Below are 15369 nucleotides of genomic sequence, written 5' to 3'. Positions count from 1 at the left end.
CCCCGCCGATGACGGACCTCCGCCGACCGGCCGACTGCCCATCCCCGCAGCGGCCCCCCGGGCAGCGGACGAGGCCCGCGCTGCCCATCCCAGCAGCCCCGGCGGCGAGACCACCCCCACCTCCTTCCCTCCCTCAGGAAGCGGCACCACCATGCTCGACGTCTCCCGTACCCCGTCACGACTGCTCGCCGCCGTCGGCGCCGGCGGCCTGCTGCTGACCGGCTGCGCCTCCGCCGACACCGGCCCCGACACCAGCCCGAACGGCCTGCGCGCCCGGCTGCCCGAACAGCTCAGGAAGGCCGGGGTCCTGCGGATCGCCTCCGACCTCAACTACGCACCCGTCGACTTCAAGGGCACCGACGCAAGCCCCGCCGGACTCGACCCCGAACTCGCCACCGCCCTCGGCAAGTACCTCGGCCTGCGGGTCCAGTTCGTCGACATGCCGTTCGACAAGGTGATCCCCGCGGTCCAGGCCAGGGAGGCCGACCTGGCGATGTCGGCCGTCATCGACACCCGCCAGCGGCAGAACGGCACCGACGAGTACGGCCGCCAGACCAACCCCGGCGTCGACTTCATCGACTACTTCATGACCGGCACCTCGATCCTGGTGAAGGCCGGCAACCCGCTGAACATCGTCAACCTCGACAGCCTGTGCGGACGCACCGTCGCCGTCCAGCGCGGCACCATCCAGGACGAACTCGCCCAGCGCCAGACCGCAGCCTGCGCCAAACTCGCCAAGCCGCTGCAGATCCACGCCCTCGACACCGACGACAAGGCGCTCGCCGAGGTCGCCGCCGGAACCGCCGCCGCCGACCTCAACGACTACCCGGTCGCCGAGTACAACACCAAGTCCCCCGACCGCGGCGGCAAGTTCCAGCTGGCCGGCGGCTACCTCCAGCCAGGCCCGTACGGCATCACGCTCAACAAGGAGAGCACCGGGCTGCAGTACGCCCTCTCCAAGGCTCTGGACCAGCTGATCCGCAACGGCGAGTACGACAAGCTGCTCGCCAAGTGGAACGTCCAGTCGGGCGCCGTCACCAGCGCCGTCGTCAACGGCGGCCTGTAGCGGCCCACCCGGACGGCGCCCCGGCACACCGCGCGGCAGTACCACCGGCCACCCGGGGCGCCGCCTCCCCGCCGCCCGCCCGGAAACCGGACGGCGAGCAGCCGTACTCCCGGCAGAACCGGCGCGTCAGATGGGCATGGTCGGCGAACCCGGCCGCCGCCGCGACCTCGGCCAGCGGAAGGGCGGTACGGGCGATCAGCTGCGCCGCCACCGCCAGCCGCACCGAGACCAGCTCGACCTGGAACGCCGTACCCTCGGCGGCCAGTTCGCGCTGCAGGGTACGCGGCGAGCACCCCAGCCGCTCGGCCGCCCGGGCCAGCCGCCACGGCCCGGCCGGGTCCCGGGCGATCCATCCGCGGACCGCCGCCAGCGCCGGCAGCGGCGTACGGGCCGGCCCGCCGTCCCAGGAGAGCCGCCAGCCGCCCGGCCGGACCGGCGACCGCCCCCAGGCCGCCGACGGCGGCAGCAGTGAGCCGTCGGCGGCCACCAGCCGCAGCTGCGGCGCCCGGCCGACCAGCGCCGCCGTGCCCGCGGCGTAGAGCGCGCCGACGAACAGCGAGTCCGCTGCCTGCGGAGGGCGGCCGAGGCGCTCCTGGTGCCGGAACGTCAGCCCGCCCTCGCCGTCGGCCACCACCCGGGTCCGGTGCCCGACGTGGAACCACGGCTCCACCAGGGCCGACCAGCCCGCCAGTCGACGTACGTCGGAGGTGGCCGGAAGCGCGGCCAGCGGGGCCGGCGGGTCGGCCAGCAGCAGGTCCGCCGCCTCGGTCAGCGCAGCCGGGCCGAACCCGTACAGCTTCGTCACCTGCCGGGCGTGCAACTGCTCCGGCACCGGCACGCCACGCTCCAGCAGAGCGGCCGTCGTGGCACAGAACGCGCCGCGCCCACCGCGGCGCTCCAGCACCCGCAGCACGGCCTCGGCCATCGCGGGGTGGACGCTGCGGGCCTGGTCGGCGGGGTCTCTCGGCATGACGCGATGGTAGGGCGCGAGATGGCGCGATCGTACAAGCCGACCGGCGCCCGGCCCACCAGCATGGTCGCCGTGAAACTCCACGCACAGCGCACCCTGATCACCGGCGGCACCAGCGGAGTCGGCCGGGCCCTCGCCACCGCCCTGACGGCACACGGCGCCAAGGTCGCCGTCTGCGGCCGCCGCGCCGACCCCGCCCGCACCGACGTGATCGAACTGCGGGCGGACCTCGCCCGTCCCGGCGAGGCGGCCCGGGTGGTCGAGCAGGCCGCCGCCCGGCTCGGCGGGCTCGACCTGGTCATCGCCAACGCGGGCGTCCAGTACCCGAGTCCGCTCACCGGCGGTCCGCGGCCCGAACTACTGGCCCGGGCCCGCGAGGAGATCGAGGTCAACCTCGCCTCGGTGGCCGAACTGGCCGCCGCCTGCTGGCCGCACCTGGCCGCCGGAGAGCGGACGGCCTTCGTGGCGATCGGCTCCGGCCTCGGCTACGCGCCCAAACGCAGCGCACCGGTCTACTGCGCCACCAAGGCCGGCCTGCGGATCCTGGTCGAGGCACTGCGCCACCAGGCCGCCGCCGCCACCCCGGGGGTCCAGGTGCAGGAGGTGGTGCTGCCCTTGGTCGACACCGCGATGACCGCCGGCCGCGAGGGCCCGGCCCGCAAGCTCACCCCCGAACAGGCCGCCGACGCGATCCTGGCGGGCATCCGGCGCGGCCGCCCGGTCGTCCCGGTCGGCGCCACCCGCCCGCTGCTCGCCCTGCTCCGGGTCGCCCCGGGCCTCGGCCGCCGCATCCTGCGCAACGGCTGAGCCCGACCCGCGCCGGGCGCAGCACCGCGGCCACCGCGGCCCCGTCACGGCGGCGATCCGGCAGCACCCGGACCCGGCGGGACCGCGCCCGGTGCCGCGTCGGACGGCCTTCGGTCCGTCGACGTCGACGGCGATGTCCAAGGCCGCCCGATGCGGTGCTACGGCCCGTCCGGTGGATCTCGTCCGATCTCGTCGGACCAGCGTGCGGCGTCGTGCGCCCGTCCGGGGGCGCCTCCAGGAAAGATCCCTCTGGCAGAACCTAGTTGAGGCCCTTGTTCCAGCTCGACACGTGGGTGTTGCCCGGGACCGGCGGGGTCTCGCCGTCCGGGCCCGCGAGGGCGATCAGCAGCGCGGCGGAGACCGCCCGGACGGCCCGGGCCGCGGGACGGCCGGCCGGCGACGGGACGGCGGCGGGGGTCACGGGGTGCATGGCGAGGTCCTCTCCGCAGGCAGCCGGGAGCGGGGAACCGGCCGGGCGGATGCGCTCCGGCTGCTCGGCGCGGACGGCGGACGCATTGTCACCCCGCACGATTCGAGGGCGGCGACCCGCGGCTGCTGGCGCAGGCGCTGAACAACCTGGCCAACGCCTGGGCCAGGTCCGGCGAACCGGCCACCGCCCTGCCGTACGTCGAGGAGTCGATGAGCCTGCTCACCGGCCGCAGCTCCGACCCCTACCTGGTGGTCTCCACCAAGACCTACGCGCAGATCCTGCACCGGCTCGGCCGCTACGACGAGGCGATCGACCGGATCTACCAGCTCCGCGCCCTCGGACGCGAACAGGGCAGCGCCCACGTCGAGTTCGACTTCGCCGAGTTCTTGGGGACGGTGCTGGACCAGCGCGGGCAGCGCGAGCCGGCCATCGCGCACTGGCGCCGGGCGCTGGAACTCGCGACCGAGCAGGGCCGCCCGGCCGAACGGCTGCGGGCCCGGCTGGCGGCGGACTGAACCGCCGCCGGGCCCGGCTCAGTCCTCCGGCAGCGCGTCCAGGTACACCCAGCGGCCCTCGTGCCGCCGGAACCGGCTGTTCTCCTCCATCGCGCCCGCCCGGCCGCCGTCGGTGAAGTGCGCCCGGAACGCCACCGTGCCCTCGCCGTGGAACGCCCCGCCGTCGGTGCTCCCGAGGACCTCCAGCCGCACCCACCTCATCCCCGGGTCGAAGTCGACGGCCGGCGGCCGGGTCAGCGGGTCCCAGCTGCGCAGCAGGTACGCCTCGTCGCGGACCGCGAAGGCGCTGAACCGCGAGCGCATCAGCTGCTCCGCCGTCACCGCCTCGGCCCGGCCCGCGTGCAGCCGCCCGCAGCACTCTCCGTACGGCGCCGGAAGCCCGCACGGGCACGGCGAGGAATCGGTCACGGGCCCCCGGGCGGGACGGGCGGACTGCGGGCGCTTGGCGGGGCGTCGACTCATGCGCACCATTGTCGCGGACGCGGCGGCCCTCCTGCCGCCGGCAGGGTCAGCCCTCCAGGGCGAGCCGCAGGCCGAACGCGGCGATCACCGTGCCGGTGACCCGGTCGAGCAGCCGGCGCGCCGACGGCCGCCTGAGCCAGCCGCTCAGCGCCCGGGCGCACCCGACCAGCACCGCCGACCAGACCAGCCCGAGCAGGATGTGGACGCAGGTGAGCAGCACCCCGGTGGTGAAGTGCGGTGCTCCGGCCGGGATGAACTGCGGCAGGACGGCGACGTAGAAGACGCCCACCTTCGGGTTGAGCAGGTTGGTCAGGGTGCCCTGCCGCCAGCCGCCGCCCACGCTGTCGCAGCCGGCCGACAGCTCCGCGTCGGCGGCCGGCGCGCCCAGCGGGCCGCGCCGCCAGGTCTCCAGCAGCATCCGCGCCCCCATCCACAGCAGGTACCCGGCACCGGCCCAGCGCAGCGCCTCGTAGGCGAGGTGGGAGGCGGTCAGCAGGGCGGTGACGCCGAGTGAGGTGAGGGTGCCCCAGAGCAGGGTGCCGGTCTGGATGCCGAGCACCACGCCCCAGGCCCGCCGGCGGCGGCCGAGTGCCGAGGTCCGCAGGATCAGCGCGGTGTCCAGACCGGGGGTGAGGGTGAGGAGTCCGACGACCAGTGCGAAGGACCACAGTGCCGTGCCGAGTTCCATGGGCCGCAAGCCTAGCGCCGGCGGCCAGGCCGTGTCGCAGCGCGGCGGGCGGCGGGCCACCGGGCGAGGATGGGCCGGTGTCCCCCTTCAACCTGAGCTCCGCGTTCATCACCTTCTTCGCGGTGGTCGGCCCGCCGAAGGTGCTGCTCGCCTTCGCCCACGTGGCCCGTAACCGCACCAGCCGGGAACTGATCCGGGTGGCGAGCGTCAGCTCGGCGATCGCCGCGGTGCTCGGCATCGCGATGGCGTACCTGTCGGACTTCCTCACCGACTTCTTCCACATCGGCGACGAGTCGCTCAAGCTGGCGGGCGGCCTGATCTTCACCGTCTACGCGATCGCGCTGGTGCTCGGCATCCACCTGGGCAGCGACGTGGACGAGGGCACGCTGGTCAATCCGCTGGCCGAGGGGGTACGGGAGTTGCTGCTGCCGTTCGTGGCGAGCCCGCTGGCGATGACGGCAGTCCTGGTCGAGACCCGGGGTGAGGACAGCCTCGGCTGGAACACCACCATCGCGGTCGCGTACACGGCGGTGGTCGCGATCGACCTGCTGTCCGTCGTCGCGCTCGCGCCGGTGCTCCGCCGCACCCACCAGACTTCGCTGGAGGTGCTCTCGCGGCTGCTCGGCCTGCTGCTGGCCGCGGTGGGGGTGGAACTGTTCCTGTCCGGCCTGGCGGGGCTCGGGGTTCCGACCACCGGATCGCACTGACCCCGTGGTCCGGCCGGTTCGGGGTGGCCCGTCGGAGGGCGGCGGGCCACCGGGCCGGCGGTTCAGTTCACCGAGCGGGTGATCACGTCGTCGTACGCCCCGTCGTCGAGCAGGCCGGTGTCCGCGTCGCCCGCCGCGGCGCCGAGGACCTCGTCCACGGGGCCGTCGGGGGAGCCGGTCCGGTCGCTCACCCGGAGGTGCTGACCGTGTGTATACGTCTTGATCTCGCTGGGGCCGGTGTCAGGTGTCATGAACCCATGCTGCCGCCGCGGGCTCGAACTGTGCTGGTCCCAGGCCGGATACTCCGCCGTCCGGGTGTATCCGCGGTACGGCGGACGGGCTACCGCCCGGTCCCGGCCGGGCGGCGGTTCAGTCGAAGGTGGGCGTCCACGGCCCCTGCTCCGGGCGGGCCTCGGGGGTGTCCTGCGGCCACGGCGGCATGGTGACGGCGACGATCCGCAGCGGGCCCGCGGCGGTGGGCTCCGCGCGGAACTGGAACGCGGTCCCCAGCGGGATCGAGACCGCCGTACCCGGCCGCAGGTCGACGGTGCTCTGTGTGCCGTCCTGGCTCCGCCACAGCCGGCCGGAGCCCTCCGTGACGTACCAGAGCTCCTGGACGGTGGCGTGCGAGACGGCCCGGGTGACCGCCCCCGGCGGCAGGTCGAACCGGGCGAAGCTGCCCAGCCCGTCGAGGGCCAGCAGCGGCAGGACGGTGGCGCCGTCCGGGGCGGGGACCGGCGGGACCTCGGCGGCGGCGACGGTGCGGTAGGGCTCGTGCGGCAAGCGGATCACTCCTCGAAGGAACGGCCCCGCCCGGCCGGCCCGGCTCGTGGGCGGGGCCGGTCGGGGCCGAGCGGGGCCGGTCGGGGGTGGTGCGGGTCAGGACGGGCAGAGGCCCTTGCTCCAGTCGACCGTCGCCGTGGCCTGCGAGTACTGCCACTCCGGGGCGAGCAGGTCGCGGTCCAGCTGTGCGGCGGCGGTGGTGTCCTCGACGATGTACCCGAAGTCCTGCAGCCAGGCCGGGTAGAGGTTCTTCGAGCCGATGTAGAACGCCGAGCCGTCCACCGAGACCAGCTTGTGGTGCAGCGCGTACGGGTGGCCGTCCGCCCAGGTGGCGCTCGGGGCGGCGCGGAACGATGCCAGCTGGAGGTTCTGGCACATCACGGCCTTGGCCTTGGGCGCGTCGCCGCCGTTGAGCACGGTGAGCCGGGCCTGCAGGGTGTCGCCGACCTCGGCCAGCGACTTGATCTGCGAGTAGCCGCCGCTGCCGACGGCGCCCCGGTTGGCCGGGTCGCTGACCACGATCCGGACCTTCACCCCGGCGGCCAGCCGGCCCGCCAGCAGGTCGTACAGGCGGACGTCGTAGCGCGGCAGCGGCGGGCAGGTGCCGTTGACGTCCTGCTGGGAGATCTCGAGGTGGCTGTTGGCACCGGCGATCAGCGCGCGCAGCGCGTTCTCCTCCGGGTTGACGGTCTCGTAGTCGCGGTCGGCGTTGGTGTTGTCGTGCAGGTTGACCGGGCCGCACCTGGTGTCGGCCGCGGTGGCCGAGGTGGGGCGGTACGCGGAGGACGGGTCCTTGTCCTTGATGCCGACGCCCAGGCCGCCGACGGCTATCACCGGTACGCCGCCGGCGGCGGGGGCGGGCGCCGGGTTGAGGTCCCGCTCCAGGGAGGGCCGGCAGGCGGCGCCGCCGGTGGAGGCGAACCAGGCGTTGGAGAACACGCCGGTGTGCTGGCAGGCCCAGCCCCAGAGGGTGTCCAGGTAGCGGCCGGCCGAGCCGGCGGCCGGGCCGGTCAGGGCGAGGTCGACGTCGGTGACGGGGTGGGCGGTGTCGAGGTAGTCGTCCTTCCACCCGTTGATGCCGCCGGTGATGACGGTCCGTCCGTCCACCACCACCAGCTTGGAGTGGTTCCAGGAGAACGCCGTCCGGGAGGTGGTCATCGAGGCCAGGGTGAGGGTGACCGAGCCGGCCGCGTCGCCGAGCCTGGAGACCAGCTCGTCGCGGTACCCCGAGGGCAGCACGTTGACGTTGTAGAGCGGCGCCGCGCCGACCAGGATCCGGACCTGGAGGTGGTTGCCCGCCGCGACGGAGGCCTTCAGCCCGGCGACCAGGGCGTCCTCGAAGCCGCCGTTGGGGAACGGGGCGAGGGTGGAGATGTCGACGGTGCGGGTGGCCGCGGAGATGTCCGAGGTCATCCGGTCGAGCAGCTTGCGGGTGCCGGCCCGGTCCGTACAGGCGGCGTCCCCCCAGCACCCGGGGGTCTGCAGCAGCCAGCCGGCCGGGTCGCCGGCCGGGGTGGTGAAGCCGTTGCCCGCGGTGCGCTGCCAGACCGAGTCCTCGAGCCCGGGGGAGACCTGGCGCAGGGTCTGCTCGACGGCGTCCAGGTGCGGGGTTGCGGCGGCTCCGGGGGCGGCCGCGGGGGCGGCGGGTGCGGCGGCGAGCGCGGGTGCGGCGGACAGGCCGGACAGGAGCAGGGAGGCGGCGGTGGCGGCCGTGGCGGAGCGGGCGAGGCGGCCGGGACGGCGGGGCCGGTGACGGAGCACGTACGGATCCTTCAAAAGGTGGCGGGCGGTTTACCCGGGGGACGGCCCGAGATTACCGGAAAGTAATATGACGTCCGATCAGGCCACCGCTATGCGCCAACCTTGCGCAGGTGAACCAGGCCACAGGATCCCGATCAGGCAAAAGATCTTGCTGCTGAGGTGATCATCCGAAGGAGGATCTTCATATTCTCCGCATGGATCACCGCAGAATCCGCGGTTCCTGGACTGATACAAGATGCAACATCTGCGGTGGGATGTCCGGAAAGCCCGTCATCCGACCGACCCCCGCCGATCGGCCGTTCCGGAGCCCCGGGCGATCTTGCAAGCATGGGTGGGCAGGCAGGGCTCGAACGCCACCCGACCGGTGGCCGATCGCCCGCCGACCACCACCCACCACCCAGAGGGGGAATCCGGCATGCCCGAAAACGGCCACGCCGCAACCGAACTGACCCGCCGGCGGATGCTCCAGGGCGCCGGCGTCGCGCTCACCGCGGCCGTCGGCGCCATCGTCCTCGGCGCCACCGGCCCGGCCGACAGTCCGGCCGCCGCCGCCGACCCCGGCGCGGGCGACCGCTTCGACGAGCAGTACCGGGGCCGTCGCATCACCGGCGCCCCGACCGCCGGCGCGGCCGGCGGAGCCCACCACCACGACACCGGCTACGCCGTCCAGATCGACGGCCGCGAACTGCACATGATGCGCAACGCCGACGGCACCTGGATCAGCGTCATCAACCACTACCAGACCCACCCGACCCCGCGGGCCCTCGCCCGCGCCGCCGTCGACGACCTGCAGGGCGCCGACCTCGCCCCGCTCGCCCTGGTCTGACCTCGGACCCCACCACCCTGGCCCGACCGGAGGACCACCATGGCAGTACGCAAGAACCAGTCGACCCTGACCGCCGCCGAGAAGCGCGCCTTCGTCGACGCGGTGCTGGAGCTCAAGCGGCTCGGCCGCTACGACGCCTACGTCAGCACCCACAACCAGTTCATCATCTCCGACACCGACCGGGGCGAGCGCACCGGCCACCGCTCGCCGTCCTTCCTGCCCTGGCACCGGCGCTTCCTGCTCCAGTTCGAGCAGGACCTGCAGAGCGTCAACCCGGCCGTCACCCTGCCCTACTGGGACTGGACCGCCGACCGCACCCCCACGGCGAGCCTGTGGGGCAACGACCTGATGGGCGGCAACGGCCGCGCCCGCGACGGCCAGGTCACCACCGGCCCGTTCGCCGGCGGCACCGGCCGCTGGACGCTCGGCGTGCGCCCCGACACCCGCGACTACCTGCGCCGTTCGCTGGGCACCGGCGTCGCCCAACTCCCCACCCGCGCCGAGGTGGAGTCGGTGCTCGCCGTCGCCACCTACGACGCCGCCCCCTGGAACAGCTCCTCGGACGGCTTCCGCAACCAGCTCGAGGGCTGGCGCGGCGTCAACCTGCACAACCGGGTGCACGTCTGGGTCGGCGGCATGATGAGCACCGGCATGTCGCCGAACGACCCGGTGTTCTGGCTGCACCACTGCTTCATCGACAAGCTGTGGGCCGAGTGGCAGCGCCGCCACCCCAGCCAGAGCTACCTGCCCGCCGGCAACACCCCGGACGTCATCGACCTCAACGACACCATGAAGCCGTGGAACGACACCACCCCGGCCGACATGCTCGACCACACCCGCCACTACACCTACGACAGCACCTTCTAGGCCTCCGGACCGACGCCCGGCCGCCGGCCGCGGCCTGGCGTCGGTCCGCTACGCCCCGCGGCGGGCGACCAGGCGGTAGGCGTTGGACAGCCCGGCGCGTCCGGCCACCGGCGCGACGAGCCGGTCGAGCAGGGCGGCCAGCAGCAGGACCGGGGAGCCCGCCAGGAAACACGCACCGCGCAGGGCCCGCCGCAGCCGCCCCGGCGGCGCACCGGGCAGCCACGGCGCGTCCTCGCGCGGGGCCACCGCGTCCAGCAGCAGCCAGCAGGCCGCCAGCAGGTCGACCGGGTCGTGCGGCTCCCGGTGCTGCTCCGTCAGCACCGTGAAGCCCAGTTCGCCGAGCCGCTCGGACAGATTGGCGGCGGGCACCAGGTTCAGGTGCTGGGGCTGCAACCACGGCAGCCACCACCTGCCCAGCAGCCGGGCGTAGCGGCACCGCGGGTCGGGGACCTCGATCAGCAGCAGCCCGCCGGGGCGCAGCGCCTCCCGGGCCGCCGCGAGTTCGCGGCCCGGGTCGGTGCTGTGCTCCAGGTAGTGGAACATGCTCACCACGTCGTACCGGCCGGCCAGTTCGGAGGACGGTCCGGCGGCCAGCTCCGGGAAGGAACCCCGGAAGCCGCGCGCCAACCGGCCGCTGTGCTCCGCCAGTTCGACGCCCTCGCTGAGATCCAGGCCGTCGAAGACGGTGTCGGGGAAGTCCGCGCGGGCAGTCTCGCAGAAGTGTCCGTGCCCGGTGCCGACGTCCAGCCAGCGGCCGGGCGCGCTCGCGTACGGGGCCGCCGCCCGGGCGCGGCCGCGGTAGACGGCGGCGCGGGTGCCGAACAGGCCGGCCAGCCGCTGCTCGCCCAGCCCGTCGTAGAAGTCCCGGTAGTAGAACTCCAGCCCGGCGCCGTTCAGCCGGGGGTTCTGGAACACGTGCCCGCAGCCGCCGCACGCGTCCAGGCCGAACCGGCCCGGCTTGTGCTGGAGCAGGTCGGTGGTGCGCAGCCGGCGCCGCAGCGCGGTGGAGCCGCACCAGGGGCAGTCGGCGCGGCGCGGCTCGAAGAACCGGTCGGTCCCGTCGGCCAGGTCGGCCAGGTAGCCCGGACGCAGCGCGGCGACCTGCCGGCTGCGGGCCGCCGGGCCGGTGGTGGGGCGGGTCTCGGTGGTCAACGTGCCCTCCTGACGGCCGGGGTGCGGAGCTGTTCGAGGCAGGTCGCGGCGGCGGCCGCGCCGCCCGCCGCCCGGAAGGATCCGCCGATCCGGCGGGCCGCGGCCCGGTGGGCCGGATCGTCCAGCACGGCGTCCACCGCCCGGCCGAGCCGGTCGGCGCCGGTCCGCCCGAACCGCACCCGGACCCCGGCGCCCGCCGCCACCACCTGGCCGGCCACCACCGGCTGGTCGTCCCGGATCGGGGCGACCACCAGCGGCACACCGTGCCACAGCGCCTCGCAGACGGTGTTGTGACCGGCGTGGCAGACCACCGCGGCCGTCCGCGGCAACAGGTCCAGCTGCGGCACCGAGGGCAGCACCAGCACGTCGGCGTCGCCCGCGGGCGGTCCGAGCACCCCGCCCGGGTCGGCGATCACCGCCTGGAGCCGTCCGGCGCGCTCCCGCAGCGCCTCCCGGCACGCCGTCAGGAACTGCGTACCGGCGTCGGTGTTGGCGGTCCCCAGGCTGACCAGCACGGTGGCGCGGTCCGGGTCGAGCCACTCCCAGGGGAAGGCGCCGGCCGCCGGCCGGGCCGTCACCGACGGGCCGACGAAACGCACCGGGCCCGCCGGAGCGGCGAGTGGACCGGCCAGTTCCGGGGTGGTGAAGGCGAGCGTCAGGTACGGGGAGAACCGCGGGTCGGCCGTCCGGTCCGGGCCCGCGAGGCGCCCGCGCAGCTCGGCGAGCAGCCCCTCGATCCAGGCGGCCACCAGCGGCATCCCGTCGAGGGCGCCGGTGAACTCGGCCGAGGTGGACGCGGTGGTGACCCACGGCAGGCCGAGCCGCTCGGCGACCAGCGCGCCGGCCAGCGCCTGCTGGTCCACCACCAGGACGTCGGGTTCGAACCGGGCCACCGCCCGCGCCACCCCCGGGGCCATCGCCTCGGCCAGCGGGACCAGGAAGTCCGCCCAGAGGAACTTGAGCGCCGCCGGGCCGCGCAGCTCCGGCGGCCGCGGCGGGGCCGCGTCCCCGGCGGCGACGGCGCAGCGCAGGACCCGGGCACCCGGGCCCGCGAGGGGTCCGACCAGCTCCGGCAGGCCCGCCCAGGCGGTCGCGTGCCCGCGGGCCCGGAGCTCGGCCGCCACCCCGACGAGCGGGTTCACATGGCCGACCAGCGGCGGTACGACGAACAGGAACCGGGTCACCGCAGGCTCCTCTCCAGGTCCCCGCGGGCGGCCGGGCCGCGCAGCTCGGCGCCGTGCTCGCGCAGCCAGGCCAGGGTGAGCGCGAGGACGGTGTCCGGCGCCTCGATCAGCACGGAGTGCTCCTGGCCGGGGACGAAGGTGCTCCGGCAGTCCGGCAGCAGCGACTCCAGCCAGGCCGCCTGCGCGGCCAGGTCGGACTCGGTGCCGTAGACCGCCAGCACGGGGCAGCCGATCCGGCGCAACTGCGCCTCGGTGGGCAGCCGGCTGGCCGGGATGTCGCGGGCCAGCGTGGTGCCGGCCAGCAGCCGCCCCGCCGAGCGGGCCAGCCGGGCGGTGTGCGCGCCGCGCCGCGCGGCCACCCAGGCGAGCGTCGGCTCGTCGGCCAGGCCGGTCTCGGCCTGCCGCAGGATGCCGTCCAGTTTGACGGCCCATGCGGGCGAGGCCGGTTCGGACTCGATGGCGAGGATGCCGGTGATCCGCTCCGGGCGCCGGGCGGCCAGCGCGAACGCCACCGTGCCGCCGAAGGAGTTGCCGACCAGGTGGACGGGCCGGTCCGGGGCCAGCCGCTCCAGCAGCTCCTCCGCGTCGTCGACGAACCGCTCCAGCCGGTACCCGCCCGGCGGGCGCCCGCTGCGGCCGTGCCCGCGCTGGTCGTACATCAGGACCTCCACCCCGGCGGCGGCCAGCGCGGGCGCCAGGGTGAAGTAGTAGCTGGCCAGGCTGTCGGTCAGCAGGCCGTGCAGCAGGACGGCGGTGGCGGCGGGCGGGCCGCCGTCGGCGGGGCCCAGCCGCTGGACGTGGAAGCGCAGTGCGCCGAGGTCGAGGAAGGCCACGGTCAGCTCCGCCCGGCGGTCTGCAGCCGGTCCGCGACATGGGCGACCAGACGGCCGACCGTCAGGCCGATGATCTCGTCCAGCTCCATGCCCGCCAGCCACTCGGCGAAGTTGATCCGCTCGCCCCAGCGCTCCTGGAGGTGCCCGGCGAGGGTCACCAGGTCGATGCTCTCCAGGCCGAGGTCCTCGGCGAACCGGGCGTCCATGGTGACCTCGCCCTCATCGAGGCCGTACTCGTCGAGGACGACCGCCAGCAGACCGGCGATCTCCGCGAGGATCTGATGCTCGGTCGGCGGGGCCTGGTCGGTGGGCGGGGCCTGGTCGGTGGCGGGTGTGCCGCCGGTCTCCGTGCTGCCGTTCACGTGGTGGCCGTCCCTTCGTCGTTCGGGGTCTCGGGGTCGTCGGTGGGCGGGGTCCAGGCCACCACGTAGCTGCGCTCCGGCAGCCCGGGCGGGGCGGCCAGGTCGGTGCACCGGACCCGGTGGGTGCGGGACCCGCCGGGGCCGAGGCGGGTGACCAGCAGGGCGGACGGCTCGGCCGACACCACGGCGAAGTCCCGCGGCCGGCCCTGCAGCCCGGTGCCCTCGGCCTTGGCCGCGGCCTCCTTGGCGGCCCAGAACCGGGTGAACCACAGGGCCGGGGAGCCGCCGTGGGCGGCCCGGCAGGCCGTCAGCAGCTCCCGCTCCGCCGGGCCGAGCGCCACCTCGGCCGTCTCCGGCGGACGCTCCGCCACCTCCTCCAGGTCGATGCCCACGCCGGGTCCGCCGCCCGCCCGGCGGGGCCGGACCAGGGCCACCGCGGCCTCGGCCCGGTGCGCGAGCGAGACGTCCAGCTCCGGGAGGGCCCGGCCGTGCAGACCGGACACCCGGGGGCGGCCGGACTCCTCGTTGGAGACGGCGATCTCGGCGGGGAAGACCGGGCCCTCGCCGTGTTCCCAGAGCCACCGCCGCACCGCGTCCTTCGCCGCGATCCGGCCGAGCAGCCAGGCGCGCCGCGCGCGCGGCGGCTGCTGCCCGTAGCGGGCCCGTTCCTCGGCGCCCAGGTGGTTGCGCATGATCAGATCGCGGGAGGCGAGGTCCGGCCAGCGTTCGTGCAGCAGGACCCAGCCGCCGGGCTGCGGCCGGGAGAGGGTGTGCCGGTCGGCGAACCGTTCGACCGGCCGGGTGTCCGGGTGGTTGTCGAAGCGGCGGTCCTGCCAGCCCTGCACCTCCGCCCAGACGGCGCCGCCGGAGACCACCTGCACGTCGGCCTCCAGCGTGGAGTCGGTCAGCGCGGTGATGCGGATGTGGGCGTCCAGGCGGGTGCCCGGCCGCGGGGCCGGGCCGTACAGGGTGAGGCGGCGCAGACCGACCGGGAAGACGACGGTCCGCTCGGTCCGGGTGGCCATGATCCAGTAGCCGAGCAGCTGGCCGACGTTGTCCAGCAGCGCACCGGGCGCGGCCGGCGCGGTGATCACCCCGCGGACGTGGGACGTGCCCAGCGCGGTCAGCTCGCTCAGGCCCTGGAACGCCGGACCGTGGAACATCCACCGCTCCCCGTAGAGGCCGGCCGCCGTCAGCTCCGGGGCCCGCTCGGCGGCCGGATCGGGGCGCCACGCGGCCGGCGGCGACGGATGACGGTCCGCCAGTTCGACCGTTCCCCGGGCGAATCCGCCGAAGTCGGCGGCGAGCCGGCCGGGGCCGGCGTCGCTCAGCGTGAGTTCCACCTCCAGGGGCTCGGCGGCCGGCACCCACTGGCCGAACCGCAGCCCGGACGCGCCGGTGGCGATCCGGCCGGGCTGCGCCCGCTCCGCGGCGTCCATCAGGTGCTGCACGATCGTGGTGGCCGGCACGACCGGCCACCGGTCGGTCAGATCGGGCCAGCCCGGACGCTGCCGGAAGAAGCAGTGGTCGAGCAGGTACGGCATGGCGGCGGTCGACACCCGCAGGCGGCTGCTGTGCACGACGGCCGGCGGTCCGCTCACGGCAGGCGCAGCGCTCACGGTGGGCGGAGGGGCCACGGCGGGCGCTGCGCCCACGGCGGGTGGCCGGGGCGGCGCGCCGGGTCCGGCGGCCATGTCGGCGCCGGCCCTGATCAGTTCGGCGGCGGCGTGTTCGGTTTCCCTCAGGAGGGCGTCGAGTTCGGCGGCCAGCGGATGGCGGGTGGCCAGCGAGGCCAGGCCGGAGCCGCCGGCGGGGACCTCGCCGAGGGCGGGAACGGGGACCGGGACGGTCCGCGCGCCCGGCACCGGCGCGGCGGCCCGCGGCGCCAGCTCGGCCCGCAGCGGGCCCAGCACGGCGGGATCCAGCGACACCAGCGGGCCGCCGAGGTCCAACCGC

At 75.3% G+C, this 15369-nt stretch carries 18 protein-coding genes; 6 read left to right on the top strand and 12 right to left on the bottom strand.

The genetic code is table 11. The features are described from left to right. Positions 1-1066 (top strand): ABC transporter substrate-binding protein (locus AA75_RS30670; protein ID WP_206743456.1); only part of this gene is annotated, 1066 nt, incomplete at its 5' end. Here the strand turns inward: AA75_RS30670 and AA75_RS30665 are convergent. After that, positions 1050-2036, bottom strand: coding sequence for a helix-turn-helix domain-containing protein (locus tag AA75_RS30665; RefSeq protein ID WP_051813789.1), 987 nt, complete (start codon positions 2034-2036; stop codon positions 1050-1052). The two genes, AA75_RS30670 and AA75_RS30665, sit on opposite strands and share 17 nt — an antisense overlap. Positions 2037-2057: 21 nt before the next feature. Here AA75_RS30665 and AA75_RS30660 point away from each other — a divergent pair, with 21 nt between their 5' ends. Further along, positions 2058-2843, top strand: coding sequence for an SDR family NAD(P)-dependent oxidoreductase (locus AA75_RS30660; protein ID WP_051813787.1), 786 nt, complete (start codon positions 2058-2060; stop codon positions 2841-2843). A 259-nt stretch (positions 2844-3102) separates the two neighbouring features. Here the strand turns inward: AA75_RS30660 and AA75_RS49975 are convergent, their stop codons facing one another. Further along, a complete protein-coding gene (locus tag AA75_RS49975) occupies positions 3103-3273 on the bottom strand; it encodes a hypothetical protein (RefSeq protein WP_158515586.1) in 171 nt (56 codons plus the stop codon). 122 nt (positions 3274-3395) lie between these two features. On the opposite strand from AA75_RS49975, the gene AA75_RS30655 reads away from it, so the two are divergent. Beyond that, entirely contained in the window at positions 3396-3788 is a 393-nt protein-coding gene (locus AA75_RS30655; RefSeq protein ID WP_082526946.1) for a tetratricopeptide repeat protein, read from the top strand. Positions 3789-3806: 18 nt separating this feature from the next. Here AA75_RS30655 and AA75_RS30650 read toward each other — a convergent pair whose 3' ends face one another. Together AA75_RS30650 and AA75_RS30645 are read right to left on the bottom strand one after the other, a co-directional pair. Further along, complete coding sequence (locus AA75_RS30650; RefSeq protein WP_033823562.1) at positions 3807-4250, bottom strand: YchJ family protein; 444 nt, start codon at positions 4248-4250, stop codon at positions 3807-3809. Between the two features lie 46 nt (positions 4251-4296). Continuing rightward, positions 4297-4938, bottom strand: a complete 642-nt coding sequence (locus AA75_RS30645; protein ID WP_033823561.1) for a LysE family translocator — start codon at positions 4936-4938, stop codon at positions 4297-4299. A gap of 77 nt (positions 4939-5015) precedes the next feature. On the opposite strand from AA75_RS30645, the gene AA75_RS30640 reads away from it, so the two are divergent. Further along, complete coding sequence (locus tag AA75_RS30640) at positions 5016-5645, top strand: MarC family protein (RefSeq protein WP_033823560.1); 630 nt, start codon at positions 5016-5018, stop codon at positions 5643-5645. 62 nt (positions 5646-5707) lie between these two features. On the opposite strand, the gene AA75_RS48175 is transcribed toward AA75_RS30640, so the two are convergent. The 3 genes from AA75_RS48175 to AA75_RS30630 form a co-directional block, all read right to left on the bottom strand. Further along, positions 5708-5896, bottom strand: coding sequence for a hypothetical protein (locus AA75_RS48175; RefSeq protein ID WP_149038469.1), 189 nt, complete (start codon positions 5894-5896; stop codon positions 5708-5710). A 118-nt stretch (positions 5897-6014) separates the two neighbouring features. Next, entirely contained in the window at positions 6015-6428 is a 414-nt protein-coding gene (locus tag AA75_RS30635; RefSeq protein WP_051813785.1) for a cupin domain-containing protein, read from the bottom strand. A gap of 96 nt (positions 6429-6524) precedes the next feature. Then, positions 6525-8189, bottom strand: coding sequence for a phospholipase (locus AA75_RS30630; RefSeq protein ID WP_149038468.1), 1665 nt, complete (start codon positions 8187-8189; stop codon positions 6525-6527). 415 nt (positions 8190-8604) lie between these two features. On the opposite strand from AA75_RS30630, the gene AA75_RS30625 reads away from it, so the two are divergent. Together AA75_RS30625 and AA75_RS30620 are read left to right on the top strand one after the other, a co-directional pair. Continuing rightward, positions 8605-9015 (top strand): tyrosinase cofactor, encoded by a 411-nt coding sequence (locus AA75_RS30625; protein WP_033823559.1) that lies wholly within the window; start codon positions 8605-8607, stop codon positions 9013-9015. Positions 9016-9054: 39 nt separating this feature from the next. After that, positions 9055-9882 carry a tyrosinase family protein gene (locus AA75_RS30620; protein ID WP_033823558.1) on the top strand — a complete coding sequence of 276 codons (828 nt, stop codon included), beginning with the start codon at positions 9055-9057 and terminating at the stop codon, positions 9880-9882. A gap of 48 nt (positions 9883-9930) precedes the next feature. Here the strand turns inward: AA75_RS30620 and AA75_RS30615 are convergent, their stop codons facing one another. The 5 genes from AA75_RS30615 to AA75_RS44895 form a co-directional block, all read right to left on the bottom strand. Next, positions 9931-11034 carry a class I SAM-dependent methyltransferase gene (locus AA75_RS30615; protein ID WP_051813783.1) on the bottom strand — a complete coding sequence of 368 codons (1104 nt, stop codon included), beginning with the start codon at positions 11032-11034 and terminating at the stop codon, positions 9931-9933. Then, positions 11031-12218, bottom strand: a complete 1188-nt coding sequence (locus AA75_RS30610) for a glycosyltransferase (protein ID WP_033823557.1) — start codon at positions 12216-12218, stop codon at positions 11031-11033. The genes AA75_RS30615 and AA75_RS30610 overlap by 4 nt, the downstream gene beginning before the upstream one ends. Beyond that, complete coding sequence (locus AA75_RS30605) at positions 12215-13051, bottom strand: alpha/beta fold hydrolase (RefSeq protein ID WP_033823556.1); 837 nt, start codon at positions 13049-13051, stop codon at positions 12215-12217. Before AA75_RS30605 ends, AA75_RS30610 begins: the two co-directional genes overlap by 4 nt. 2 nt (positions 13052-13053) lie before the next feature. Continuing rightward, positions 13054-13413, bottom strand: a complete 360-nt coding sequence (locus AA75_RS49970; RefSeq protein WP_158515585.1) for an acyl carrier protein — start codon at positions 13411-13413, stop codon at positions 13054-13056. Next, on the bottom strand, positions 13410-15369 hold a 1960-nt coding region (locus tag AA75_RS44895; protein WP_149038472.1), incomplete at its 5' end, for a 4'-phosphopantetheinyl transferase superfamily protein. The genes AA75_RS44895 and AA75_RS49970, both read right to left, overlap by 4 nt.

Source organism: Kitasatospora sp. MBT63 (assembly GCF_000710465.2).
In the GTDB taxonomy this organism is placed as follows: Bacteria; Actinomycetota; Actinomycetes; order Streptomycetales; family Streptomycetaceae; genus Kitasatospora.
This window is presented reverse-complemented; position numbering and strand designations above follow the sequence as displayed.